The organism is Kitasatospora sp. NBC_01560 (genome assembly GCF_045208415.1).
Lineage (GTDB): Bacteria > Actinomycetota > Actinomycetes > Streptomycetales > Streptomycetaceae > Kitasatospora.
In genome coordinates, this window is record NZ_CP109364.1 from 5401427 (window position 1) to 5426917 (window position 25491).

Consider the following 25491-nt stretch of genomic DNA (forward strand, 5'->3'; position numbering starts at 1 on the left):
GCAGTCGCGTTCGGGGGGCGGGCCGGGCCCGCCGTCGTGGCCGGGGCTCAGCCCACCGGCACCGGTGCCACCGCCGGGGCGGCGGCGGCCGGGGCGGGCCGGAACCAGCGGCGGGCGCCGAACAGCACCAGGGCGCCGAGGCCGATCCCGCCCGCCGCGCAGAGCGCCACCGGGCGCAGCGAGTCCTCGGCGAGGTGGCCGGAGACGGCGTAGCCGAGCGAGTTGCCGGTCGCGAAGAGCGTCACCAGCCAGGCGAACGCCTCGGTCACGGTGCCGGCCGGGGCCAGCTCGGCGACCAGGACGAAGGCGGCCGCGAGCAGCGGCGCCAGCCCGATCCCGGAGAGGAAGGCCAGCCCGGCCATCGCCCACGGCCCGGGCAGCAGCACCAGCGGCAGGTAGCTGACGGCCATGCCGAGCGCCATCACCCACGTCCGGGTGGCGGTGCTGCTGCGCCACCGCACCGCGCCGTAGGCGAGCGCGCCGAGCAGGCCGCCGAGCGCCGCCAGCGCCAGCAGGGTGCCGGCGCCGCCGGGCAGGGCGCCTTCGTGTGCCTCGGCGTAGGCGATGAAGAGCACGTTCTGCGCGCCGACCGCCCAGCCGGCGCCGGCCAGGCCGATCAGCAGCAGGACGAGGCCGGGGGAGCGGAGCGGCCCGAGCAGGCCGGAGGAGTGCGCGCGCGGCGGTGCCTGCCAGGCGCGGGCCGGGCCGGCGGTGGCCACGATCAGGGCGCCGGCCAGCCCCAGTCCGGCGGCCACCCAGAGCGCGGCGACGGGGCTGAAGGCGCCCGCGATGCCGGCCACCGCGAGCGGTCCGGCGACGTAGAGGATCTGCTGCGAGGCGGAGTCGAAGGCGTACGCGGTGTCGAGCTGCTTCTCCTCGACGACGTCCGGCCAGAGCGAGCGCAGGCAGGGTTCGAGCGGCGGCATGGCGAGGCCCGCGATCGCGGCGCCGAGCGGTGCGGCCAGCGCGGAGCCGGGGGCGAGGGCGAGCAGTGCGTAGCCGCCGCCGGCGACCACCGCGGAGGCGAGCAGCACCCGTGGCTGCCCGGTGCGGTCCACGATCCGGCCCAGCACCGGCCCGCCGACGGCGGCCGAGATCGCGTAGGCGGCGGTGGCCAGCCCGATCCGGCTGTAGGGCGTGCCGGCGTCGCGCAGGGCCAGGGCGATCACCAGGGCGGTCATGCCGGCGGGGAGGCGGCCGAGCAGGGTGCCGAGCAGGAGGCGGCTGACGTGCGGGGCGCGGAGCAGGGCGGCGTAGCCCATAGAACGGTTCTCCGGGTGCGGGCAGGGGTGGGCGGGGTGCTCTCCAAGTTATACGTATAACTGCTGAGCGGTCAATCGGGGCGTTCTCAAGATCTGATGCTGCGTCAGTCTCGTTCGTGTCCGGATTTGATCAGGGGGGTGTCCGCATCTCAAACAAGTACTTTGAACATCTCAAACCTTTGCTGCTAACGTGTCGGCCATGACCACCTCAGGAGCACCCCGGAAGAACGGCCTGGGCACGATGCCCGGAGCCGCCCGCCGGTGCTGCCTGCCGGGTGCGGTGGACCGTTCGCGCCGTTGTCGCGCCATGAGCTGTATCCAGGCGGCACGCCCCTGATCGGGGCCGGCTCCTCCCCGCCCGGCCCGCGCGCCGTGCCGCCGTCCCGCGCCTCACCCCACCGTCAGCAACGCCCTCCCCCGGAGCCGCACCGTCATGTCCACAGCGCCCGAGGCGACCTCGTCGCCGTCCGTGCTCTCCCGAATCCGCCGCACCCCGTTCTGGGTCCAGATCGTCGCGGGCCTCCTGCTCGGCGTCGGCCTCGGCTACCTGGCCCGTGCGGCCGACATCTCCTGGCTGGCCACCACGCTGGAGACGATCGGCCGGATCTTCGTCCAGCTGCTCAAGCTGGCCGTCCCGCCGCTGGTCTTCACCGCGATCGTGGTGTCCGTCGCCAACCTGCGCAACGTCACCAACGCGGCCCGGCTGGCCGGCCGCACGCTGCTCTGGTTCCTGATCACCTCGCTGATCGCCGTCGCGATCGGCCTGGGCCTGGGCCTGCTGACCAACCCGGGCGAGGGCACCAACCTCAAGACCGAGGGCCTGAAGCCGCCGAAGTCCAGCGGCACCTGGATCGACTTCCTCACCGGCATCTTCCCGACCAACATCGTCGACGCGTTCACCCAGGTCAACGTGTTGCAGATCGTCTTCCTCGCGGTCGTGGTCGGTGCGGCGATCATCAAGCTCGGCGCCAAGGCCGAGCCGGTCCTCAAGCTCAGCGAGTCCGTGCTGGAGCTGGTGCAGACCGCACTCTGGTGGGTCATCCGCCTCTCGCCGCTCGGCACCCTCGGCCTGATCGGCAAGTCCGTCGCCAAGTACGGCTGGGACCTGCTGAAGCCGTTCGCCACCCTGACCGTCGACATCTACGTCGGCTGCGCCCTGGTGCTGTTCGTCGTCTACTCCCTGCTGCTGAAGTTCGCCGGCGGCCTCAACCCGCTGAACTTCTTCAAGGGCGCCTGGCCCGCCATCCAGCTGGCCTTCGTCTCCCGCTCCTCGGTCGGCACCCTGCCGGTCACCCGCCGCGTCACCGAGCGCCTCGGCGTCCCGAGCGAGTACGCCTCCTTCGCCGTCCCGTTCGGCGCGACCACCAAGATGGACGGCTGCGCCGCGATCTACCCCTCGCTGGCCGCGATCTTCGTCGCCCAGGTCTACGGCATCGACCTCGGCATCAAGGACTACCTGCTGATCGCCTTCGTCTCGGTGATCGGTTCGGCCGCGACGGCCGGCCTGACCGGCGCGATCGTGATGCTGACGCTGACCCTGTCGACGCTGGGTCTGCCGCTGGAGGGCGTCGGCCTGCTGCTCGCCATCGACCCGATCCTCGACATGATGCGCACCGCGACCAACGTCGCCGGCCAGGCGGTCGTGCCGGTCCTGGTCGCGGCCCGCGAGAAGACCCTCGACCTGGCTGCCTACAACAACCCGGCCGGTGACCTGCTCGACGGTGCGTCGGCCGTGATCCCGGCCCAGGCCTCGGGCCAGCAGCCCGCCGCCGCCTGACCCCGGCCCGGCCAGGAGCCCGCCCCCGCGCCACCCGGCGCGGGGGCGGGCTCCGGTGCGTCCGGCACCGGGCCGGTGGGCGCCGGGCGGGTGCCGGCCCGGGGAACGCCACGGCCGGAGACGGCACGGCCGGGGGCAGTACGGCCGGGAGACAACACGGCCGGCGGGTACAAGGCAGGGGGCCCACCGCGCGGCGGGCCCCCTTGGGTACTTCTCTTGTGCTCATGGTGACGGCCGGTGGGCCGTCGGCGGACCCGAGGGGTCCCGAGCGATCAGGTCATCAGAGGATGATCAGATAGCGGTGACGTTCTCCGCCTGCGGGCCCTTCGGACCCTGGGTGACGTCGAAGCTGACCGCCTGGTTCTCCTCCAGCGAGCGGAAACCGTTCGCGTTGATGGCGGAGTAGTGGACGAAGACGTCGGGGCCGCCGCCCTCCTGGGCGATGAAGCCGAAGCCCTTCTCAGCGTTGAACCACTTGACGGTTCCCTGAGCCATGCCGTTCTCCTTGCGAGGGACGTATTGGGGACCACACCGTGTGGCACCCGGTCCGCTGCGCTGATCGCCCTGCCTCCGGACGGGTCCGGAGTTTTTCGATATTGCTGAAAAACTACAAAAAGCCTGCGGTTACATGCTCCGCAGGCTTCAAGTACTGCAAGGGGAATCAAACTGCAACTGAGGGCAACGCTAGCATGCGGCTGCTGTGACGACCAGGGGTGACTTGAGGGCCGGACAGGGCGTGTCGTAAGGCCGGTGCGGGCCTTCCGGAACGGCGGGCATACCCTGCGGGGAAGCGCACGAACAGCAAGGGAGCGGCGCAGTGGCGGTACCGGATGCGGAAACGCAGGAGCCCCAGGAGAACACCCCGGTCAGGCCGCGGGTCGGGCATATTCAGTTCCTGAACTGTGTGCCCCTCTACTGGGGTCTGGCCAGGACCGGCAACCTGCTCGACCTCGACCTCACCAAGGACACCCCGGAGAAGCTCAGCGACCAACTGGTCGACGGTTCGCTCGACATCGGCCCGATCACCTGCGTCGAGTACCTCCGGCACGCGGACGAGCTGCTCGTCCTGCCCGACATCGCCGTCGGCAGCGACGGCCCGGTGATGTCCTGCGTGATCGTCAGCAAGGTGCCGCTGGCCGAGCTGGACGGCCGCAGGGTCGCGCTCGGCTCCACCAGCCGGACGTCGGTGCGGCTCGCCCGGCTGCTGCTGGAGGAGCGCGAGGGCGTGCGGCCGGAGTACTTCAGCTGCCCGCCCGACCTGGACGCGATGCTCGCCGAGGCCGACGCCGCCGTGCTGATCGGTGACCCGGCGCTGCGCGCGTACCTCGGCCAGGCCGCCGCGAAGGGGCTGGCCGTCCACGACCTCGGCGAGATGTGGAAGGAGTGGACCGGGCTGCCCTTCGTCTTCGCCGTCTGGGCCGCCCGCCGCGACTTCGCCGCCCGCAGCCCCGAGCTGACGGCGGCGGTGCACCGGGCCTTCCTGGAGTCCCGCGACCTCTCGCTCGTGGAGGCCCACGAGGTGGCCGAGCACGCGGCCCGCTGGGAGGCCTTCGACGCCGGGGTGCTGGAGCGGTACTTCAGCGAGGCGCTGGACTTCTCGCTCGGCGAGCGGCAGCTGGCCGGCGTCGCGGAGTTCGCCCGCCGGGTCGCCCACGACAGCGGCTTCGCGCCCGACGTCGAGGTCCGGCTGCTGGAGCGCGTGCCCGCCCCCGTGGTGGCCTGAGCCCGGGCGGGACAGCGGAACGGGCCGGACGGAAGAACCGGACAGAAGAAGGGGACGGCGGTGCGGGGCAGCGGCCCCGACCCGCCGTCCCCTTCGCTTCGCTCCGCTGCCGCCGGTAGCGTCGGCACGCGACGTCACCGGCGGGACCACCGGTGCCGAGCGGGGCGAGGGGAGCGTGCGGGATGCAGGCACTGGGGGCGGACGACCCGCGCCAGGTGGGCGGGTACCGGCTGCTGCGGCGGCTCGGCGCGGGCGGGATGGGCCGGGTCTACCTCGGCCGGACGGCCGGCGGGCGCACGGTGGCGGTCAAGGTGGTCCGCGGCGAACTGGCCGAGGACGCCGAGTTCCGGGCCCGGTTCCGCCAGGAGGTCGCCGCGGCCCGGCTGGTCGGCGGCGCCTGGACGGCCCCGGTGCTGGACGCGGACACCGAGGGCGAGCACCCCTGGGTGGCCACCGGCTATGTGGCCGGCCCCGCACTCGGCAGCGCCGTCCAGGACTTCGGCCCGCTGCCCGAGGCCGCCGTCCGGACCCTCGGCGTCGGGCTGGCCGAGGCGCTGGACCACGTGCACGGGCTCGGCCTGGTGCACCGCGACGTCAAGCCGTCCAACGTGCTGCTCACCCTGGACGGGCCGCGGCTGATCGACTTCGGCATCGCCCGGGCGCTGGACGCGACCAGTGGGGTCACGCAGTCCGGCTACGTGGTCGGCTCGCCGGGCTTCATGTCGCCGGAGCAGGCGAACGGGCTGCCCGCCGGCCCGCCGAGCGACGTCTTCTCGCTCGGGGCCGTGCTGGCCTTCGCGGCCACCGGGGTGCACCCGTTCGGCGAGGCGGTGAGCGTGGCGGTGCTGCTCTACCGGGTGCTGCACGAGGAGCCGGACCTCGCCCGGCTGACCGGCCCGCTCCGCCCGATCGTGCTCGCCTGCCTGGCCAAGGACCCGGCGGCCCGCCCGGCCCCGCACCGGCTGCGGGACCTGCTGGACGGCGACGGCGCGGCCACCGTCCGGCTCGGGCGGGGCGGCTGGCTGCCGCCCGCGCTGGCGGCGGCGGTCGGCCGCAGTGCCGTCGGGCTGCTGGACCTGGAGGGCGAGCCCGAGGACCGTCCGGCGCAGGGTCGTCCGGCACAGGGTCGTCCGTCCGGCGCGGTCGGCGCGGTCGGTGCGGTCGGTGCGGTCGGTGCCGCCGGAGCCGGCAGACCGGGGGCCGGACCGTACGGCGGTCCGGCGGAGGAGAGCCCGGCGGACCGGGTGCCGGCGGACCGCGAGCCGCGGGACCGGACCCCGACCGAGGCGGTGCCCGCGCCGGCCGGGCGCCGGAGCCGCACCGCGGTCGCCGCCGCGGTGATGGCCGTGGTGGTGCTTCCGGCTGTCGGGTACGCCGTCTACCGCAGCCTCGGCGGCGGCCAGGGCTCTCCCGAAGTCCTGCCGTCGGCGACGAGCAGCGTCAGCGCCTCGTTCAGCTGGTCGGTCACCGCGTCCTCCACCACGTCCACGTCCACCACGACGACCACCACGACCGGCAGCCCGGCGCCGCCGCCCGGCGGCGCGACCGGCCCGAGCGCCGTCCCGGCCGCCTTCCTCGGCACCTGGCGCGGGGACATGACCACCGAGAAGGGGCTCCCCGGCGGGACGACCACGCTGGTGATCGGCCCGGCGGCGATCGGCCAGGACGGCGTCACCAGCCGGAACGAAGTCACCGGCCTGCTCTCCATCAGCTGCGAGGGCGCGTGGCGGCTCGACTCGGCCTCCCCGGAGAAGCTCGTCCTCACCTCCCGGCTGACGCGCTCCTCCCTGCCCGGCGCGTGCACCGGCGGCTCCAACGCGGAGACGCTGACGCTGCGGAAGGACGGCACGATCCTCTTCACCTCCGCCGACCCGCCCGCCGGGAACCCGTCCGGCACGCTGCACCGGTCGACGGGCTGACCCCTGGTCCGCCGCGGGCGGGGGCGGCCCCGGCCGGCCCGCGGCGACGGCCCGGCGCGGCCCGAACAACGGGCCGACGCGGGCAGGCAGCGGGCTGACGCGGCGGCCGGAATGCCCTGGCGTAGGCTGGTTCGGCCGTACCCGGAAGCACCCGGAAGCACCGAACCACGCAGCAGTACCCGAGAGAGAGAAGGCCGCCAGGTGTCCGAGCTCGCAGCGACCACCCTCGATGCGCCCAGCACCGACCTGCAGGCCGTGCTCGACCGGGCCGCCGCCGGCGGCCGGATCACCCCGGAGGAGGCGCTGGAGCTGTACCGCTCGGCGCCGCTGCACGCGCTCGGCTCGGCGGCCGACGCGGTGCGCCGCCGCCGCTACGCCGGCACCGAGCACATCGCGACGTACATCATCGAGCGCAACATCAACTACACGAACGTCTGTGTGACGGCGTGCAAGTTCTGCGCCTTCTACGTGGCGCCGAAGAGCGACAAGGGCTGGTCCCGCGACCTCGACGAGATCCTGCGCCGCTGCGCGGAGACGGTCGAGCTGGGCGGCACCCAGATCATGTTCCAGGGCGGGCACCACCCGGACTACGGCGTGGAGTACTACGAGCGCGCGTTCTCGGCGATCAAGGCGGACTTCCCGCAGCTGGTGATCCACTCGCTCGGCGCCTCCGAGGTCGACCACATGGCGCGGATCTCCAAGGTGTCGGTCGAGGAGGCCATCACCCGCATCCACCGCGCCGGCCTGGACTCCTTCGCCGGTGCCGGCGCCGAGCTGCTGCCGGAGCGGCCGCGCAAGGCGATCGCCCCGCTCAAGGAGTCCGGCGAGCGCTGGCTGGAGATCATGGAGACGGCCCACGGCCTCGGTGTGGAGTCCACCTCCACCATGCTGATGGGCACCGGCGAGACCAACGCCGAGCGGATCGAGCACCTGCGGATGATCCGCGACGTGCAGGACCGCACCGGCGGCTTCCGGGCCTTCATCCCGTACACCTACCAGCCGCAGAACAACAAGCTCCAGGGCTCGACCCAGGCGACCGTCTTCGAGTACCTGCGGATGATCGCCATCGCCCGGCTCTTCCTCGACAACGTCGCGCACATCCAGGGCTCCTGGCTGACCACCGGCAAGGAGGCCGGCCAGCTGTCGCTGCACTACGGAGCGGACGACCTGGGCTCGGTCATGCTGGAGGAGAACGTGGTCTCGGCGGCGGGTGCCAAGCACCGCTCCAACCTGACCGAGCTGATCCACCTGATCCGGGCCGCCGACCGCGTCCCGGCCCAGCGCGCGACCACCTACGAGCACCTGCGGGTGCTGGACGACCCGGCCAACGACCCGGTCGACCCGCGGGTCGCCTCGCACATCGCCTCCACGGCGATCGAGGGCGGCACCGCGCACCCCGAGCTGAAGATCCTCGACAACGCCTGAGGCCCCGCCGAGGTGTTGACCCTGCACCGGGCGGCCCTGCTGCTGCCCGACCCCGCCGATCCCACCGCCCCGTCGCTCGCCGACGGGGCGGTGCTGGTGCGCGACGGGCGGATCGCGGCCCTCGGCCGGTACGCCGAGCAGGCCGCCGGCCACCCGGAGGCGCGGCTGCGGGACTGGGGCGAGGCGCTGCTCACGCCCGGCCTGCTCAACCCGGCCGGGCACTGGCTGCTGGAGCACGCCTACCACCCGGATCCGCGCGAGGAGATCGGGGACGCGCCGGTGCCCGGCGGCCTGTCCGCCGCGGACGACGCGACGCGGTGCGGTGCGAGTGCCCGCCGCGGCCTGCAGCGGATGCTCGGCTTCGGGGTGACCGCGGTGGCCGGGCCGTTCGAACGCGCCGCGGTGCGGACGGCGGTGACCCGTTCGGGGCTGACCGCGCTGCCCGGCCCGTCCGGTGCGGCCTGTGAGTCCTGTGCGTCCGGCGTACCCGGTGCGGTGGGGGCGGCGGGCCCGCTGGACCCGCTCGCCGTGCGGCCGCTCGCGGCGGCGGTGCACGGCCGGCTGACCGTCGGCGGCCCGGCCGACTTCGCGGTCTTCGCGCCGCTCCCGGCCGCCGGAGCCGAGGCCGCCGCCCCCGCCGGGCACCCCGCCCCGCGGCCCGGTGGCTCGCTGGCCACCGTCCTGGCCGGCCGGCTGGTCCACCGGCGGCGCTGACCCCCGCTACCTGCGGGTAGCCGGACTGCCGGGCGGTGCAAGGCAGTTCCTCCGTGTACCGCCGAACTGCGGTTCCGGCCATATCGTCTGATTCACCCTTCGCCGTGACCTGAGGGCCCGCCAGCGGATACGATCCCGGACAGCTCACTCCGTACCCTCACCACATACCGTCCGTCCCCCCGGGCGGCGGGGCCCGTCCCCGGCCCCGAAGGCAAGCCAGGACAGGAACCATGCGATCCGCGACCGTCCCCCCGCCGCGCTCCCCGCGGTTGGGCCGTGGCTGGTACCTCACCGCCGTGCTCAGCGCCGTGCTGGCCGTCGGCATGTGCCTGCTCGGTTGGCGCCAGGCCGAGCAGGCCGACCGGATCGGCGCGCACCCGGTGAGAGTGGACGGCGTCGTCACCCAGCTGCCCACCGGCGGTGGTTCGTACTCCACCGTCAACTACCGGGCGGCGGGCCAGTCGCACACCGCGGCCGCGCTGCCGCTGGCCGACGGCACCAGGGTCGGTGACGCGATCTGCCTGGAGCACGCCGCCGACGACGCGGGCGCCGTCCGGATCTGCGGCGACACCTACCCGCAGCCGGTCGGCGTCGGGCTGGCCCGGATCAGCGTGCCGCTGGCCGCCCTGCTCTTCCTGGCCTGCGTGCTGCGGATCGGCCGGCACCGCCGGGCGCTCGCCATCCGGAGCGGCCAGGGGCGGATCGCCACCACCGTCGCCCTCGCCGCGGGGGCGCTGCCGGACGGCATGCCGGCGATAACCCAGGGCAAGCGCTCGCGCCGCAAGCGCCGCTCGGGCGGCCGCCGCGGCCTGCACTGATCCCGCACCGGTTCCGCGCTGATCCTGGACCGGACCCGGACCGGTCCCTCGCCGCGGCTCGCCGGGGGCGGGGTGCGGCGGGAGGCGCCGCAGGGCGGGCGCGGGAGGCCCGGACGGGTGCTCGGTGTGCCCCGTTGCCCGGGCAGCCGGTGCCAGGGTGAACAATGGGGGCGTGACCCGAGCCTCTCTGGACAAGCAGCCGCACGAAGTCGCCGCCATGTTCGACGACGTCGCGGCCAAGTACGACCGCACCAACGACGTGATCTCCCTCGGCCAGGCCCGTGCCTGGCGCCGGGCGGTGGCCGAGGCGGTGGCCGCCGGACCGGGGGACCTCGTGCTCGACCTCGGGGCCGGTACCGGCACCTCCTCGCTGCCCTTCGCCGAGGCCGGGGCCCAGGTCGTCCCGTGCGACTTCTCGGTGGGCATGCTCGCCGAGGGCAAGCGGCGCCACCCCGAGCTGCCGCTCACCGCCGGGGACGCCACCAACCTGCCGTTCGCCGACGACACCTTCGACTCGGTGACGATCTCCTTCGCGCTGCGCAACGTCCACGACACCGACGCCGCGCTGCGCGAGATGCACCGGGTCACCAAGCCCGGCGGCAAGCTGGTGATCTGCGAGTTCTCCACGCCGACCTGGACGCCGCTGCGCACGGTCTACACCGAGTACCTGATGCGCGCGCTGCCGCCGGTGGCCACCGCGGTCAGCAGCAACCCGGACGCGTACGTCTACCTCGCCGAGTCCATCCGGGTCTGGCCGGACCAGCCCGCGCTGTCCGCGAAGCTCCAGGAGGCCGGCTGGTCGAAGGTCGCCTGGCGCAACCTGACCGGCGGGATCGTCGCACTGCACCGGGCGTACAAGGTCTCCTGACGGCCGAGGGCCGGTCCGGCTCGGCCCGGACCGGTCGGTCGGGCGGGCCCGATCGCCGGTTCGGTGCTCGACCGGGTGTCCGACGGCGCCCGCCCGGGCGTCCGGCCGGACACCCGTACGGGGTGCCGCCGTCGGATCCGGGCCCGGGGACGGCAACTAGACTGCCGGGGAAAGCCGCCGTCCCCCAGCCGCAGCTCCAGGAGAGTGCCCACCGTGTCCGAGACCGCAGCCGACCTGACGAAGCCGGACAGCCCCGTGGAGAGCACCGCGGACGTCATCGTGGTCGGTGCGGGCCCGGCCGGCTCCGCCACCGCGTACTACCTCGCCCAGGCCGGGCTGGACGTGTTGCTGCTGGAGAAGACGGCGTTCCCGCGCGAGAAGGTCTGCGGCGACGGTCTGACCCCGCGCGCCACCAAGCAGCTGGTCGACATGGGCATCGACGTCTCCACGGACAACGGCTGGCTGCACAACAAGGGCCTGCGGATCATCGGCGGCGGCGTCCGGCTGGAGCTCGACTGGCCCGAGCTGTCCGCCTTCCCCGACTACGGCCTGGTCCGCAAGCGCGCCGACTTCGACGAGCTGCTCGCCCGTCAGGCCGAGAAGGCCGGCGCCCGGCTGTACGAGCGGTGCAACGTCAGCGGCCCGGTGCTGGACGACCGGACCGGCCGGATCGTCGGCGTCACCGCCCGGCTGGGCGAGGAGAAGCGGGCGGTGACCTTCCGCGCCCCGCTGGTGGTCGCCGCCGACGGCAACTCCACCCGGCTCTCGCTCGCCATGGGGCTGCACCGCCGCGAGGACCGCCCGATGGGCGTCGCCTACCGGACGTACTTCACTTCGCCGCGCCACGACGACGACTACCTGGAGTCCTGGCTGGAGCTGTGGGACACCCGCGGCAGCGAGCGCAAGCTGCTGCCCGGCTACGGCTGGGTCTTCGGCATGGGCGACGGCACCTCCAACGTCGGCCTCGGCATCCTCAACTCCTCGCCCGCCTTCGGCGAGCTGGACTGGCGCGAGGTGCTCAAGGCCTGGTGCGCGAGCATGCCGGAGGAGTGGGGCTACACCCCCGAGAACATGACCGACCCGATCCGCGGCGCCGCCCTGCCGATGGCCTTCAACCGGCAGCCGCACTACACCCGCGGCCTGCTGCTGGTCGGCGACGCCGGCGGCATGGTCAACCCGTTCAACGGCGAGGGCATCGCCTACGCGATGGAATCCGGCCAGATCGCCGCCGGTGTCATCGTGCAGGCCAATGCCCGGGTCACCGAGGCCGGCCGCGAGCGCGCCCTCCAGGCGTACCCGCGCATCCTGAAGGACGTCTACGGCGGCTACTACACGCTCGGCCGCGCCTTCGTGAAGCTGATCGGCAACCCCAAGGTGATGCAGCTGGCCACCCAGCGCGGCCTGACCCACCCGGTCCTGATGAAGTTCGTCCTCAAGATGCTCGCCAACCTGACCGACCCGCAGGGCGGCGACGCGATGGACCGCATCATCAACGGCCTTGCGAAGGCCGCCCCGAACGCCTGACGGCCCGTCGGCGCACTCGTGCGCCGGCGCCTCGGCGCACCTTGCCCCGCCTCCCCGCCCCGCTTTCCGCCCCGCCTCCCGGACCGGCCCGGGAGGCGGGGCGGTCGGCGTTGCGGGAACGGAAGACGGAGAACTGACGGCCCATTGGTGACGCATCCGGGGGAATGTCATTCGGGCTTGGCGATAACCACCCGTCGGCGGTTAACAGTTGCTAGCCTTGCGCCATGCGGATAGGTGTGAATGTTCCCAACTTCGGACCTGGTACCAACCCGGAAAACCTTGCACGCTGGGCCAAAACCGTGGAAGGTCTCGGTTTCGACCTGCTGATGGTCTCCGACCATGTCGCGATCACCCCGGATGTCGCCAAACAGTATCCGGGGCCCTTTTACGAGCCCTTCACCACGCTCTCCTGGCTGGCCGGCATCACCACCAGGGTGCAGCTGGGCACGACCGTCATCATCGTGCCCTACCGGCACCCCCTGCTGATGGCCCGAATGGCCGCCAACCTGCACCAACTCAGCGGCGGCCGGCTGATCCTGGGCGTTGCCGCGGGGTGGGCGAAGGAGGAGTTCGAGGCGCTCGGCGTGCCCTTCGAGCGGCGCGGCGCGCTGACCGACGAGTACCTCCGGACGATGCGCGAGGCGTGGGAGAACGAGGACGACTACCAGTGCGGGCAGATTCCGTTCTGGGTCGGCGGCCACAGCGATGCCGCATTGCGCCGGGCGGTGCGCTTCGGTTCGGCGTGGCATCCGCTCCGGTTCACGATGCCCTGGTTCCGGGAGACGCTGGAGCGTCTGAAGACCATTTCGGCCGAACTTCAGCAGCCGGTGCCGGAATTGGCGCCGCGAATGATTCTCCGACTGACCGACAATCCGGTCGAGAACCCCGAGCGCCGGGCCGGCGAAGGCACCCTGGAGCAGATTCTCGACGACATCGAGCAGCTCCGTCTGCTCGGCGCCGAGACCGTCCTGCTCGACCCGTACAACGGCGACCCGAACGAGACCCTCCGGCCCGAGGTGGCGTGGCAGGCGCTGGCCGCCGTCGCCGCGAACCGCTCCTAGCCGACACCCCCCACAGAGACGGAGTACCAGTGGCCTCCAACGACCACGACCTTTCCGGGACCGCCACCGACGGCGCCGCCGCCGTCCGCGAGGCCGACCTCCCCCACCTGCGCCGCTGCGTGGAACTGGCCGCCGAGGCGGTGGCGGCCGGCGACTGGCCGTTCGGTTCCGTGCTCGTCGGCGCCGACGGCAAGGTGCTCGCGGAGGACCGCAACCGCGAGTCCACCGCGGGCGACCCGACCCGGCACCCCGAGTTCGAGCTCGCCCGCTGGGCCGCGATCAACCTCGGCCCCGAGGAGCGGGCCGCGGCGACCGTCTACACCTCGGGCGAGCACTGCCCGATGTGCGCGGCCGCGCACGGCTGGGCCGGGCTCGGCCGGATCGTGTACGTGAGCTCGACCGAGCAGTACCGCGGCTGGCTGACCGAGTGGGGCCTGCCGATCACCTCGCCGCTGAACCCGCTGGCCATCCGGGACATCGTCCCCGGCCTGGCCGTGGCCGGCCCGGTCCCCGGGCTCGCCGACGAGGTCCGTGAGCTTCAGCGGAAGTTCCGCAAGGTCGACGTCGCCGGCTGACCGCCGGCAGACCGAAGGGCCCGGGCCTGGCAGCGGAGACGCTGCCGGGCCCGGGCCCGTTGGGGCGAAGTGTGGATCAGACCATGCGCTGGTCGTACTTCGCCATGTGCTCCTGCAGCTCCTCCATGCTGGGGTTGCGGCCGTTGGCCGTGAGGCGCTCCAGGCCACGGAAGTAGTCCTCGCGGCTGAAGATCGGGTAGAACATGATCAGCAGGGTGGCGTCCGTGTCACCGTGGTTGGTGAAGCCGTGCGGCGCGCCCTTGGGGACGTAGGCGAAGGCACCCGGCTCGCCGACGATCTTCTCGTCACCGATGGTGAACTCGATCTCGCCCTTGACCACGTAGAACATCTCGGTCGACTGGTCGTGGATGTGCGGGGAGGCGCCGTTGGCCTCGGGGGCCATGTGGTGCTCGAAGAAGCCGAACTCACCGTTGGACTGCTCGGTGGTGAGCTTGAAGTAGGTCTTCTTCTTGCCGTCACGAATGCTGGCGAACTCGCCACCGCCGGCCGGGACGTACAGGGGAATGGACATGTCTCTCCTCAGTGTGTTTCACAAGTACCGCCCGGGCTGACGGGTCGGCATGTTCGAGTGGTTACTTGGCCTCGGCCAGGCTCGGTTCCTGCGGGGCCCGGCTGTCCGCCTGGGCCTGCGCCCAGCGGCCGATGGCGGGTGCGGCCAGGCCGCAGGCGGCGAAGAGGGCGGCCAGCACGATCCAGCCGACGGCGCCGGTGGTGACGACCAGGCTGACCAGGATCGGCGCGGCGATCTGCTGGATGGCGAGGCCGAGCCAGAAGACCGACAGGTAGACGCCCTCCTGGCCGGGCACCGCGAGCAGGTAGGACGCGCCCCAGCCGCCGGCGGACTGCCAGAGCTCGCCGCCGGTCAGCGCGACCATGGCGAGGAGCAGGACGCCGATCGCCAGGACGACGGGCAGGCTCGGTGCCGCGATCAGCAGCAGGCAGCAGACGGCGAGTGAGAAGCCGGCCCGGACCAGTGCCTTGGCCGCACCGGGGATGGTCTCCGTGCCCTTGCTGGCCTTCACCTGGAGGGCGACCGCGAGCACGGTGTTGACCGCCACCAGCGGGGAGATCACCGCGGACGAGACCTCGGTGTGGTTGGTGATCCAGAGCGGGATGCCGATGCTGAGCAGCGTCATGTGCATCGTCAGCACCGCGTTGATCCCGGTGAACGACAGGAACGAGCCGTCCCGCAGCACGTCCATCGAGAACCGCCGCCGCAGGCTGTTCGCCGGCTTGTTGAGCACCGGCAGCCGGGAGGCCAGGAGCGCGAGCACCGCCAGGGTGGTGGCGTTGATCAGGAGGATGCCAGTATACCCCGCCCGGGTATGGATCAACAGTCCGATGCCGCCCAGCAGGGCGCCCACGGTGAACCCGACGTTGCGGATCGACCGCAGGATCGCGATCAGCTTGATCCGCTCGTCGGGCGACACCGCCTGCCCGACCAGGGCCTGCTCCATCGGTGCGGCCGCCTTGTCGACCAGGCCGAGGACGCAGACCACCGTCATGAACTGCCAGAGGTTCTGGACGAACGGGTAGACCACGAAGCACGCACTGCGCCAGAGGCTGACCCCGACCAGGACCTTCTTCGGACCGATCCGGTCGGCCAGGATCCCGATCGGGATCGCGGTGCCGAGCGAGATCGTGGCGGACAGGGTGAGCCCCAGCCCGAGGTTGCCCTCCGAGAGGCCGACCGACTTGGTGATGAAGGGCACCGAGACGGACAGGAAGGCACCGGTGCCGACGGCGTTGATCGTCGCCATGACGGCCAGCCGCCAGCCGACCGAACCTCCGGGCATGGACCCGCGCAGTCCGCGGATGCGCTGCCACAGAACAGACATGTCTTTCCTCAGCCGGTCGTGATGCGGATGGCGGCGTCCGCGTCCAGGACGCGCTGGCGCGTGCTGTCCGCATCCGGCCCGGTCGCGATGACGTGCCCGGCGCGGTCCCAGGAGGACGCCCAGACCCGGACCTCCTGGCCGACCGTGACGTCGACCTCCGCGGCGTGGACGCCGGGCAGCGCCGCCGCCGTGTCCACCCCGGCGACCTCGGTCACCGTGCCCGCCTCGGCGGCCAGGAACCGGATCGCCGAGGTCCGCTGCGCCGAGCTGGGCAGCTCGACCGGACGCCCGGCCAGCAGGTCGATCAGCGTCAGCCGGATCCTGGTGTCGTACGCCAGGTCGACCAGGTCGATCAGGTAGTCACCGGGGCAGCGGCCCGCGCACTCGACCAGCGTCGGGCCGGCGTCGGTCAGGATCCACTCGGCGTGCAGGATGCCCGTTTCGAACCCGGTCGCGGAGACCAGCTTCCGGATCGCGTCCTGGAACGCGGCCCGGGTGTCCTGGTCGAGCGGGGCGGGCAGCAGGTGACCGAGCTCGACCGGGTACGGGCCGGCGATCACCGTCTTGGCGGTGACGTTCTCGAAGATCACCTCGCCGTCCCGGACCAGCGCCTCGACGCTGAACTCGGGGCCCTGCAGGCGCTCCTCGGCGAGGAAGCGCCAGGCCAGCTCGCGGTCGGGGACCTGCTCGTACTCGGCGGCACCCGAAGTCCGCTCCCACGCCAGGGCCGCGGAATCGGCGTCGACCGAGTCCAGCAGCTGCACGCCGACGCTGGCCTGCCGGTTGGCCGGCTTGACCACCACCGGGCCGTCCCCGGCGAAGTCGAGGATGTCCTCGGGCCCGAACACCTCCCGCCAGCGCGGGTTTCGGACACCGCCGGCACCGGCGACCTCGCGCAGCCGGACCTTGTCGCGGAGCGCCTGCGCGGCCGACTCGGTCGCGCCCGGCAGCCCGAGCTTGGCGGCCAGCGCGGCCGTCGCGGGCACCGCGTACTCCAGGCCCGGGACGACGGCGGCCACCGGCCGCGCGGAGGCCAGCTCGACCGCCAGGTCGAGCGCCTCGGTCGACTGCTGGTAGCCGGCCGGGACGATCCGGTCCAGGCAGTCGAAGCCCGCCGGGGCGTCGTACAGGTTGCGCTTGCGGATGATGTCGGGCTCTTCGATCACCACGACGGACCCGCTGGGGACCTTGCCGTCGATCGCGCGCAGATAAGCCGCGTTGTAGCCGACGAACACCACCTGGGCGTCCGTGTCGGGGGTGGTCATCGCGACCTCCTGGTTGCTGGTTCGGACCACTGCATGGCCACTGCCTTTCGGTGAGGGGGGACGACGCGAACGACGCTCATGCGGGCGTGCCGATCGCCCCGGTCCGCCCGTCCGCGCGGGTGGGCACTCCGTCGATGACGACCTCGATCGTGGAGAGCACCTCCGCGCAGCGGGCCAGCGCCTCCTCGGGGGTGGCGCCGGAGACGATGACGTGCCCGTGCCGGCTCTTGGAGTCGCGGATCTCCGGCGCGACGTCACCGGGCTGCAGCTTGAGGCTGAGCTCGTCGACGTGGCCGAGCGCGCGCACCGCCTCCAGCCCCCGGACCTCGTCGACCCGGCCGGGCGGGAAGGTGAAGAACCGCACCGTCGCCGTCGCCGTCGGCGCGGGCAGCACGGCCTCGGTGCCCGCGATGCCGGCGAAGATCGCCTGCTCGATGTCCAGACCGCCGGCCAGCTGAACCAGCCGCGGGATCCGGTCGCCGCCCAGCCGCGCCTGCGACTCGACGATCCGCGGGCCGTCCGGCGTCCAGATCACCTCGGTGTGCGCCGGGCCGAACCGGTACCCGCACGCCGTGAGGAGGGCGGTGGTCAGCTCCCGGATCGCCCGCTCGCGGTCCGCCGGCAGCGGCGCCGGGTGGACGTGCCCGACCTCCACGAACAGCGGCGGCGGGCCCAGCACCTTCTCGGTGATGCCGACGACCTGGTGGCGGCCGTCCTGGCTCAGCGTCTCCACGCTGTACTCGGGACCGCGCAGGTACTCCTCGACCAGGAACGGTCCGTCGTAGTCGTACTCGTCGACCAGCCCGGTCCAGACCGCCTCGTCCTCCGGGCCCTGCCACAGGAACACGCCCCGGCTGCCGGCGAGCGCGGCCGGCTTGACCACCGCCGGGTAGCCGATCTTCCGGACCGCGTCCGGTACTTCGCCCCGGGTCGGCGCCGCCACGAAGGAGACCGGGGAGAGCCCGCGCTCCGCCAGGAGGTCCCGCATGGCGTGCTTGTCGGCGAGGAAGCGGACCGCCGAGGCCGGGTTGAGCTCGACGTGCAGCTCCTCCGCCACCTGGTAGGCGGCGACCATGCTCTCTTCGCGGCCGATGTGGTAGACCACCGAGGCCCGCTGCTCCTGCGCCGCCGTCCGGATGGTGCTGCGCAGCAGCTCCTCGTCCTGGAAGTCGGTCAGCACGAAGAAGTCCGCGAGCTCGCGCACCTCGTCCAGGTAGGCCGGGGACTCCAGCGTGGCGTCCCAGATCGCGCCGACCCAGAACCCCTCGGCCTGGGCCTTCTGCACGAACTGGCGGTACGGCATCACCATCAGCAGGCGGGGCCGGCCGTCCGTGGCGTCCGGTCCGGGGCCGGCGTCGGGCGCGGCGTCGGCGTCGGAGGCCGGGCCGGTGCGGTCGGCGGTCAACGGGCACCGCCGTCGGCACCGGCCGCCGCCGCGGCCGGTGCGGCCTCGCGGCCCAGCAGGCTCAGGTAGCGCTCGCCGGTGTCCGGCAGCAGCGTCACGATGCGCTTGCCCAGGAACTCCGGACGGGCCGCCACCACGCCGGAGGCGTGCACGACGGCGCCGGAGGAGACGCCGACCACGAGGCCGGCGCGCAGCGCGAGCCGCCGGGTGGTCTCCAGGGCGTCGGCGTCGGAGACCGGGATCACCTCGTCGATGAGGCTCCGGTCGGTGGTCGGCGCGATGAAGCCGCCGTTGAAGCCGGGGATGCAGTGCGTACCGGGCTCACCGCCGGAGAGCAGCGGCGAGCCGGCCGGCTCCACCGCCACGATCCGGACGTCGGGGTTGCGCTCGCGCAGGTACCGGCCCGCGCCGCTGAGCGTGCCACCGGTGCCGACCCCGCAGACGAAGACGTCGACCAGGCCCTCGGCGTCGTCCCAGATCTCCGGGCCGGTCGTCTCGTAGTGGGCCCGCGCGTTGTCCTCGTTGTCGTGCTGGCAGCAGAACCACGACCCGGGGGTCGCGCGGTGCAGCTCGTCGGCCTTGTCGACCGCGGCCTGGTAGCCGCCGGTGTGCGGCGTCCGCACCACCTCGGCGCCGAGCGAGAGCAGGCTCGACACCCGCTCCGGGGTCGCGTTGTCCGGCAGCACGATGACGCAGCGGTAGCCGCGGGCCGCCGCCAGTGCGGCCAGCGAGATCCCGGTGTTGCCCGAGGTCGCCTCGATCACGGTGCCGCTGCCCGGGGTGAGCAGGCCGCGCTCCTCGGCGCCGCGCAGCATCGCGAGGGCGGCGCGGTCCTTGCTGCTGGACCACGGGTTGAACAGCTCCAGCTTCGCCAGCACCGTGGCGTCGGCCGGCACGCCGTCCAGGATCCGCTCGGTGGGCAGCCGCAGCAGCGGCGTGCGGCCGATCAGTTCGACGAGCGACTCCGCCACCGGGCGTCGGGTGACCGGCTCGGTCCGGATGATGATCTCTCGCGCGGCGGCCTCCGCCGTCCGCTGGGCGAGCTGGGCGGTCTCGGCGATCACCAGCACGTGACCGGCGCGGTCGCCGTTGCGGCGCACCTCGTTCAGGACGGCGCCCGGCTTCGGCTTGACGACGACCTCCTCCACGCCGGGCAGCGCGGCGGCGCGGTCCTGCCCGCCGACCGACACCACCCGGCCGGCCGGCGCGGTGAGGTAGCGGATGGCGGCGCCGGCGACCGGCGTGGCCGGCACGACCTCGGCCGGCAGCGGCTGGCCGAGGTACTGCCTGGTCACCAGCTCCAGGGAGCGGATGCCGAGCGCCCGGTCGACCAGGTAGGTGATCTTGCCGCCGGCCGGGCGCGGGTTGATCTCGACGAGCTTGGGGCCGTCCGGGGTGACCTTGATCTCGACGTGGGCCATGCCCAGGTCGAAGCCGACCGCGCGCAGCGACTCCACGGCGAGGTCCCCGATCGCGGAGACCACGGACTCGGGCAGGCTGGACGGGAAGCTGTGGCCCAGCTCCACGAAGTAGCCCTGGCCGGTGACCGACTTGTCGGTGACGCCGAGCACCTCGAAGCGGTCGCCCTCGGCCAGCACCTCGACGCTGACCTCGGGGCCGGTGATGAACTCCTCGACCATCAGCTCGTGGTAGCGGCTCTGACCACGGGTGTTCTCGATCCGGGAGCGGATCAGCGCGACGTGCTCGGCCGCCTGCTCCGCGGTCTCCACCAGCCGGACGTCCGCGCTGCTGGTCTCGTCGGCCGGCTTCACCACGCAGGGCAGGCCGATCTCCGTGGCGGCCGCGGCGGCCTCCTCGGGGGTCTGCACCGTGCGGAACGCGGGCATCGCGACGCCGAGTTCGGCGCAGCGCCGGCGCATCAGCGCCTTGTTGCGGGCCACCGCGACGCCCTCGACGCTGACCGTCGGGAGCCCGAGGTGGATGGCCACCTCGGCGGCCACGACCACGTCGTACTCGGCCAGTGTCAGGAAGGCGTCGAAGGGGTGCTCGGCACCGGCCGCCTCCACGTGCGGCAGGAGCTCCTCGAAGATGTTCGTCTCGCAGTGGACGATCTCGTCGACATAGTTGTCGAAGTAGGCCGGGCCCCCCGGTACCTCCAGGTAACGGTCCAGGTCGCGGGTGAAAAAGGTGACGCGGCAGTCGAGTTCCTTGATGATCTGCAGACCTTCGAACCCGGAACCGGAGAGGTTGCTCTCCAGGACACCGACGTGAATCATCTATGCCTCCGTTGGCATGCCGGCACGCGGCCGGTTTGAGCTGCGACGTACAGGGAGGGGCGGATCGCTACCAGCACCCGGAGGTGGCCAGGGCACGCAGCAACTGCGCCGAGTCCTCGCGATCCTCGGCCGACGGCCGCGGCACGACCTCGGCCACGGGGGCCATCACCCGGGCCCCGGCCGGCACATCGGCCAGGACGAGCGACCCGGCGCCGATCAGGGCGTCGTCGCCGACGGTGACCGGACCGAGGACGATCGCGTTGGTGCCGATCACCACCCGGCTGCCGACCTTCGGGTGGCGGCGGGCACCGGGCTTGCGCCGCTCGTCCCGCCACCACCCCACCGCGCCGAGCGTGACCTGGTGGAAGATCGTGACGTCGTCGCCGATCTCGACGGTCTCGCCGATCACCACCGCGGCCCCGTGGTCGATGAACACCCGGCGGCCGAGCCGCGCCGCCGGGTGGATCTCGATCCCGCCGGTCGCGGTGCGGGCCAGGTAGGCCAGGATCCGGGCGATCTGACGGTGTCCACGAAGGTGCAGGACGTGCGCCGCTCTGTGCGTCCACAGCGCCGGAAGCGCGGGGTGCAGCAGCGCCTCCGCACGGGTGCGGATCGAGGGGTCCCGGGCGACGATCATGGAGAGGTCCTCCGTCGCCCTGGCGATCGTCCTACGCATGCGGTCCTCCGTTGGTGGTGGCGTGGTACCAGATGCTCCGTCAGATCTGCCGGATGGATCAGTAGTTGGGAACCTTGACCAGGTTCCCGGTGCCTTCGACGATCTCCGGGATGTACACCCGCTCGTTCCAGGCGTCCTCGGCGACCGGTTCCAGGGCGATCGACACGGCGCCCTCCTCGACCGAGAAGGCGGCCTGGACCGCGCTGGTGATCGCCTCGACCAGGGTGGAGATCTGGTTGGCGTCGAGGTCGTTCGGGTAGTGCTTGATGCTGACGTGCGGCACGCGAGTGACCTTTCTGGTGAGTTGTGCGGACTGAACAGCGGTGACGAGTTCGTCGATGCCGGCCGCGCGGAGCAGGCCGTAGTGGTCGGCCTCCAGCTCGACGACCGCGGGCCGGGTGTTCGCCGACACCAGCCCGGAGTCGATGAAGGAGTCCTGGTCCCCCCTGGCCCGGAAGACCGTGACCGGGGCGTTGAGGCTGCGCTCGGCCAGCTCGTGGGGGGCGTACTCGAAGAGGAACGTCCGCCACACCACGTCGACGATCCGGCGGACCAGGTCGCGGTCCAGGTGCTCGAACCGGCCGCAGACGAAGTCGATGAAGCTCTCCTCGTCGACCGTCGCGGCGATGCAGTCGTCGACCGCCGACTGCTCCAGGTTCCCGGAGAACACCGAGTAGAGGATCGAGACGAAGGTGGCGTCCGCGAAGCTGACCGCGGTGTCGCCGGCCCCGCTGTGACCGGCCTCCACCGGCGGCTTGCCCGGCGCGATGAGGACGACCTCCTCGACCTGCTCGCCGGCGCTCTCCAGCTGGTAGGCCACCTCGAACGCGACCCGGGCGCCGAAGGAGTAGCCCCACAGCACGTACGGGCCCACGGGCTGGACCTGCTTGATCAGCTCGATGTCCCGGGCGACCATCTCGTCGAACGTCGGGTACGCGACCTCGCCGGTGTTGATGCCGTAGGCCTGGACGCCGAGGAACGGCCGGTCCTGCTCCAGCCTGCTGGCCAGCAGGCGCAGGCTCATCGGGTAGCCGCCCAGCCCGGGCCAGCAGAAGTTCGGCCGGCGGCCGTCCTCGCCGCCGCGCAGCCGCACCAGCCGGGACAGCGCGGTGGCCGGCTCCCGGTCGACGCGCCTGGCCAGGTCGGCGATGGTCGGCGCCTCGAACAGCACCTGGAGCGGCAGCGAGCTGCCGAGCTCCCGGTTGATCCGGCTGACCAGGTTGACCGCGGTCAGCGAGTGGCCGCCGGAGGCGAAGAACTCGTCCCGGATCGAGACCCGCTCCCGCTTCAGGACCTTGCGCCACAGCGTGGCGATCGCCTCTTCGGTCGGCGTCCGCGGCAGCACGACCGGTGCCTCGGTGTCGTCCACGGACGCCTCGTCCAGGGCGCGCAGCGCCTGGTGGTCGACCTTGCCGTTCGGGGTGAGCGGGAAGGCGTCCAGCACGGTGACCCGGTTGGGCACCATGTACGGCGGCAGTGACGCGGCGAGGTCGTCCTTGATGATCTCGGCCGGCCCGCGCATGTGGACCGAGTCCTCCTTCATGCCCTCGCTGAGCAGCTGCTCAGCGCTGATCCGCCCGGCCACGGCGAAGTAGGAGGCCACCTCCGGCCCGAGGCCGGCGATCTCCGCGATCCGGCGGGCCGACGGCAGGTTGTTGCCGGTCTCCGAGCTGTAGCCCGAGGACATCAGGCCCAGACCGTTGTCGTTCATCTGGAGGCGCTGCAGCTCACGGCCGAGATCGGTGTAGCGCTGCCACGGCTCCGCCGCGCCGCCGATCATGCTGATCCCGAAGCTCGACCGCTGGTAGACCTCCTGGTTGATGGCGATCACGTGCTGCTTGCGCACCAGCTCGTCGGAGACCCGCACCAGCTCGCCGCCGGTGTGGCGGTACTGGCCCGCGGGCAGGCCGGCGACCCGGCCCGGGTGGGCCTGCACGTACAGCTCGACCTGGCCGAAGTCGGCCGGGGCGGCGGCGGACTCCACCTCGTAGGTGCCCAGGTAGTAGTCCTCCTCCGGGCACTGCAGGAGGTCCTTGACCTCCGGCACCCCGGCCCTGGAGTTGATCCGCAGCCCGTACGCGGGCAGCACCTGGTCGAACAGGCCCACCATGTGGCCGGCCTCGAACTGGAGGACTTCCTGGATGTTGTTGCGGTAGACCGGCTCGATGGCCGACCGGCGCCCCACGAAGTGCACCCGCAGTCGCGGCTCGCCGGCCGCTGCCGGAGCGATCAGCGACAGCCGGTGGTCGACCGGCTGGTAGTAGTAGAAGCCGGGCTCGATGCCCGCGATGCCCGACAGCTCCAGGTAGAGCTGCGTCGCGTACAGCGACCCGGGCGAGGCGTACCCGTACTTCGGCAGCAGCCGCTCGGAACTCGCGAACTGGCCGAAGTACCTCAGCAGGGTGCCGAGTTCGGGCAGCGTCAGGGTGTCCGGCTGCCGGGGCCCGGCCGGCCCGTCGGCCGGCGGCGCGACGAGGGCCAGGATGTCGTCCCTGGTGACCTCGCCGCCCTCGAAGAAGCGGTAGGTCTTGCGGGCGAACACGGTGCGCCGCTGCTCCGCCGAGGGAGTCCGGCCGGGCAGCTCGACGACCGGGAGGCCGTCGTCCTCGCGGACCCCCAGATTGGCGAGCTGGGCCCGCAGCTGCAGCTTGCTCTGCTTCGACTGGTGGTGGGCGCCGTGGTTGCCCTGGTCCATCAGCGCGGCCTGGTTGGGGTCGAGCTCGATGAACGCGATGAGGTTGGCACCGAAGCGCGGGTCGTCCCGGACGAGGACGGCGGCACGCTTCACCCAGTCCTGGCTCTCGATGCCGACCTTGATCTCGTCCAGCTCGACCCGGAAGCCGCGCAGCTTGACCTGGCTGTCGGTCCGGCCGAGGAACTGCACGGTGCCGTCGTCGTTCCAGCGCGCCAGGTCACCGCTGCGGTAGAGCCGGTCGTACCCGGGGTCGTCGGAGAACGGGTTGGTGATGAACCGGTCGGCCGTCAGGTCGGGGCGGTTCAGGTAGCCGCGGGCGACCTGGTGGCCGGCGATCCAGAGCTCGCCCGACTCGCCCGGCACGACCGGCTTCCTGGTCTCGTCGAGGATGTGGAAGCTCATGCCCCGCACCGGCCGGCCGATGGACACGTGGTCCGGCCCCTGCTGGACGGTGTCCCGGTCGACGGTGAGGGAGGACGAGTTGATCGTGCACTCGCTCGGGCCGTACAGGTTGATCAGTTCACCGTCCGGCAACGCGTCGAGCAGCTCGATGGCCAGACTCTTGGTGAGCGCCTCGCCGCCGCTGAACACCTGGGTGAGCGAGGTGCAGTCCGACAGCCGGCCGCTGTCGACGAGTGCCTGAAGCAGGGTCGGCACACCCTGGAGGGTGGTCACCCGGTGCGCGGCGATGAGGTCGAGCAGACCGCTGGGGTCGGCGTAGACGCCCCGCTCGCTCATCACCACGCTGCTGCCGCAGGCCGGCGCGAGGATCTCCCACTGGGCCGCGTCGAAGCTCAGCGGTGTCTTCTGCAGCACCGTCCTGGTCGCGTCCAGGCCGTGCTCGTCGGCGAGCCAGTGCATCTGGCTGACGATGCTGTGGTGCTCGACGCCGATGCCCTTCGGGTTGCCGGTGCTCCCGGAGGTGTAGATGACGTAGGCGAGGTGGTTCCCCCGGACGCGGGCAGGGGTGTGCTCGGGGGTCTGGGCGGGGTCTTGGGTGAGGTCCTGGCTGAGGTCCTGGGCGGTGGGCCGGGTTGCAGGGGCGGCGGTGGCGTCCGAGGTGGCGTCCGGCGTGGCGTTCGGAGTGGGGCCGGACGGGGTGCCCGACGTGGCGTCGCGATGCGCGCGGGCCTGGGCCAGTGTGACGATCCGCGTCTGCGGAGGCGTCATCGTGGCCAGACGCGCGGCCAGGGACTCGTCGGCCAGGATGACCTTGGCCTGCGAGTCGACCACCATGTAGCGCACGCGCTCGTCCGGGTACTCCGGCGACAACGGCAGGTAGGCGGCGCCCGCGTACAGGACGCCCCAGACGCTCGCCATGAGGTCGACGGACGGCTCCATGAAAATGCCGACCGGCTCGTCCAGCGTCACGCCGAGCTGCCGCAGGAGGCCGGCTATGTCCTCACTGCGCTCGTCGAGCTGCCGAAAAGTCAGTCGCTGATTGCCGCACGAGACAGCAGTCCGGTCGGGCTGGACAACTGTGGCCGCGCGCAGCATGTCCGGCAGTACCAATTCATCGGGCACCGTTAATTTCGCCATAATCCCTCGAACCTCGAATTAGTCATTTTCGAGCGCATCGCCGGTAAGGGTTCATGCTCGTATAGCCGATGTCAAAGGCATGTCAAAGACCTCGGCCACAATAGACCATTTGTTGTCGAGTGACGCACCCCTGGAAATAGGCATGGGGG

At 72.4% G+C, this 25491-nt stretch carries 19 protein-coding genes and 1 pseudogene; 10 read left to right on the forward strand and 10 right to left on the reverse strand.

Annotated features, from left to right (window positions below):
• Positions 1–47: 47 nt before the first annotated feature.
• Positions 48–1262, reverse strand: a complete 1215-nt coding sequence (locus OH807_RS23660) for an MFS transporter (protein WP_406202239.1) — start codon at positions 1260–1262, stop codon at positions 48–50.
• A gap of 433 nt (positions 1263–1695) precedes the next feature.
• Between OH807_RS23660 and OH807_RS23665 the strand changes: the two genes are divergently transcribed.
• Positions 1696–3039: a dicarboxylate/amino acid:cation symporter gene (locus OH807_RS23665; protein WP_406202241.1), complete on the forward strand. Its 1344-nt coding sequence runs from the start codon at positions 1696–1698 to the stop codon at positions 3037–3039.
• 291 nt (positions 3040–3330) lie between these two features.
• Here the strand turns inward: OH807_RS23665 and OH807_RS23670 are convergent, their stop codons facing one another.
• Positions 3331–3534, reverse strand: coding sequence for a cold-shock protein (locus OH807_RS23670; protein WP_057227626.1), 204 nt, complete (start codon positions 3532–3534; stop codon positions 3331–3333).
• Positions 3535–3856: 322 nt separating this feature from the next.
• On the opposite strand from OH807_RS23670, the gene OH807_RS23675 reads away from it, so the two are divergent.
• The 9 genes from OH807_RS23675 (at position 3857) to OH807_RS23715 (ending at position 13666) form a co-directional block, all read left to right on the forward strand.
• A complete protein-coding gene (locus OH807_RS23675) occupies positions 3857–4762 on the forward strand; it encodes a menaquinone biosynthetic enzyme MqnA/MqnD family protein (protein WP_406202244.1) in 906 nt (301 codons plus the stop codon).
• A gap of 182 nt (positions 4763–4944) precedes the next feature.
• Entirely contained in the window at positions 4945–6681 is a 1737-nt protein-coding gene (locus tag OH807_RS23680; RefSeq protein WP_406202246.1) for a serine/threonine-protein kinase, read from the forward strand.
• A 201-nt stretch (positions 6682–6882) separates the two neighbouring features.
• Positions 6883–8106, forward strand: coding sequence for a cyclic dehypoxanthinyl futalosine synthase (gene mqnC, locus OH807_RS23685; protein ID WP_406202248.1), 1224 nt, complete (start codon positions 6883–6885; stop codon positions 8104–8106).
• 12 nt (positions 8107–8118) lie between these two features.
• Positions 8119–8820, forward strand: coding sequence for a hypothetical protein (locus OH807_RS23690; RefSeq protein ID WP_406202250.1), 702 nt, complete (start codon positions 8119–8121; stop codon positions 8818–8820).
• Positions 8821–9050: 230 nt separating this feature from the next.
• Positions 9051–9638 carry a hypothetical protein gene (locus tag OH807_RS23695; RefSeq protein WP_406202252.1) on the forward strand — a complete coding sequence of 196 codons (588 nt, stop codon included), beginning with the start codon at positions 9051–9053 and terminating at the stop codon, positions 9636–9638.
• 172 nt (positions 9639–9810) lie between these two features.
• Positions 9811–10506, forward strand: a complete 696-nt coding sequence (locus OH807_RS23700; RefSeq protein ID WP_406202254.1) for a demethylmenaquinone methyltransferase — start codon at positions 9811–9813, stop codon at positions 10504–10506.
• Between the two features lie 234 nt (positions 10507–10740).
• Positions 10741–12030 carry a geranylgeranyl reductase family protein gene (locus OH807_RS23705; protein ID WP_406211144.1) on the forward strand — a complete coding sequence of 430 codons (1290 nt, stop codon included), beginning with the start codon at positions 10741–10743 and terminating at the stop codon, positions 12028–12030.
• Positions 12031–12254: 224 nt separating this feature from the next.
• Positions 12255–13091, forward strand: coding sequence for an LLM class flavin-dependent oxidoreductase (locus OH807_RS23710; RefSeq protein WP_406202256.1), 837 nt, complete (start codon positions 12255–12257; stop codon positions 13089–13091).
• A 29-nt stretch (positions 13092–13120) separates the two neighbouring features.
• Positions 13121–13666, forward strand: a complete 546-nt coding sequence (locus OH807_RS23715; RefSeq protein ID WP_406202258.1) for a nucleoside deaminase — start codon at positions 13121–13123, stop codon at positions 13664–13666.
• A gap of 76 nt (positions 13667–13742) precedes the next feature.
• Here OH807_RS23715 and OH807_RS23720 read toward each other — a convergent pair whose 3' ends face one another.
• From OH807_RS23720 to OH807_RS23755, 8 genes and pseudogenes are all read right to left on the reverse strand, one after another.
• Entirely contained in the window at positions 13743–14198 is a 456-nt protein-coding gene (locus tag OH807_RS23720) for a cupin domain-containing protein (protein WP_406202260.1), read from the reverse strand.
• Positions 14199–14259: 61 nt separating this feature from the next.
• Entirely contained in the window at positions 14260–15525 is a 1266-nt protein-coding gene (locus OH807_RS23725) for an MFS transporter (RefSeq protein WP_406202262.1), read from the reverse strand.
• Between the two features lie 8 nt (positions 15526–15533).
• Positions 15534–16790, reverse strand: coding sequence for an ATP-grasp domain-containing protein (locus tag OH807_RS23730; protein WP_406202264.1), 1257 nt, complete (start codon positions 16788–16790; stop codon positions 15534–15536).
• A gap of 76 nt (positions 16791–16866) precedes the next feature.
• Positions 16867–18195 (reverse strand): ATP-grasp domain-containing protein, encoded by a 1329-nt coding sequence (locus OH807_RS23735; RefSeq protein ID WP_406202266.1) that lies wholly within the window; start codon positions 18193–18195, stop codon positions 16867–16869.
• The gene (locus tag OH807_RS23740) at positions 18192–19490 is read right to left on the reverse strand and encodes a pyridoxal-phosphate dependent enzyme (RefSeq protein WP_406211146.1); all 1299 of its coding nucleotides are present in this window, start codon (positions 19488–19490) and stop codon (positions 18192–18194) included. Before OH807_RS23740 ends, OH807_RS23735 begins: the two co-directional genes overlap by 4 nt.
• Positions 19491–19547: 57 nt before the next feature.
• Positions 19548–20432 (reverse strand): annotated as a pseudogene (locus OH807_RS23745) (acetyl-CoA carboxylase biotin carboxylase subunit family protein); the annotation flags it as partial.
• Positions 20433–20499: 67 nt separating this feature from the next.
• Entirely contained in the window at positions 20500–21108 is a 609-nt protein-coding gene (gene epsC, locus OH807_RS23750) for a serine O-acetyltransferase EpsC (RefSeq protein WP_406202268.1), read from the reverse strand.
• Between the two features lie 58 nt (positions 21109–21166).
• A complete protein-coding gene (locus OH807_RS23755; protein WP_406202270.1) occupies positions 21167–25327 on the reverse strand; it encodes an amino acid adenylation domain-containing protein in 4161 nt (1386 codons plus the stop codon).
• Between the last annotated feature and the right edge of the window lie 164 nt (positions 25328–25491).

Excerpts from the sequence above, each read along its gene's own strand:
- OH807_RS23725 (WP_406202262.1), bottom strand. The coding sequence starts at position 15,525 with ATGTCTGTTCTGTGGCAGCGCATCCGCGGACTGCGCGGGTCCATGCCC.
- OH807_RS23665 (WP_406202241.1), top strand. The coding sequence starts at position 1,696 with ATGTCCACAGCGCCCGAGGCGACCTCGTCGCCGTCCGTGCTCTCCCGA.
- OH807_RS23695 (WP_406202252.1), top strand. The coding sequence starts at position 9,051 with ATGCGATCCGCGACCGTCCCCCCGCCGCGCTCCCCGCGGTTGGGCCGT.
- OH807_RS23670 (WP_057227626.1), bottom strand. The coding sequence starts at position 3,534 with ATGGCTCAGGGAACCGTCAAGTGGTTCAACGCTGAGAAGGGCTTCGGC.
- OH807_RS23720 (WP_406202260.1), bottom strand. The coding sequence starts at position 14,198 with ATGTCCATTCCCCTGTACGTCCCGGCCGGCGGTGGCGAGTTCGCCAGC.
- OH807_RS23710 (WP_406202256.1), top strand. The coding sequence starts at position 12,255 with ATGCGGATAGGTGTGAATGTTCCCAACTTCGGACCTGGTACCAACCCG.
- OH807_RS23660 (WP_406202239.1), bottom strand. The coding sequence starts at position 1,262 with ATGGGCTACGCCGCCCTGCTCCGCGCCCCGCACGTCAGCCGCCTCCTG.
- OH807_RS23680 (WP_406202246.1), top strand. The coding sequence starts at position 4,945 with ATGCAGGCACTGGGGGCGGACGACCCGCGCCAGGTGGGCGGGTACCGG.
- epsC (WP_406202268.1), bottom strand. The coding sequence starts at position 21,108 with ATGCGTAGGACGATCGCCAGGGCGACGGAGGACCTCTCCATGATCGTC.
- OH807_RS23730 (WP_406202264.1), bottom strand. The coding sequence starts at position 16,790 with ATGACCACCCCCGACACGGACGCCCAGGTGGTGTTCGTCGGCTACAAC.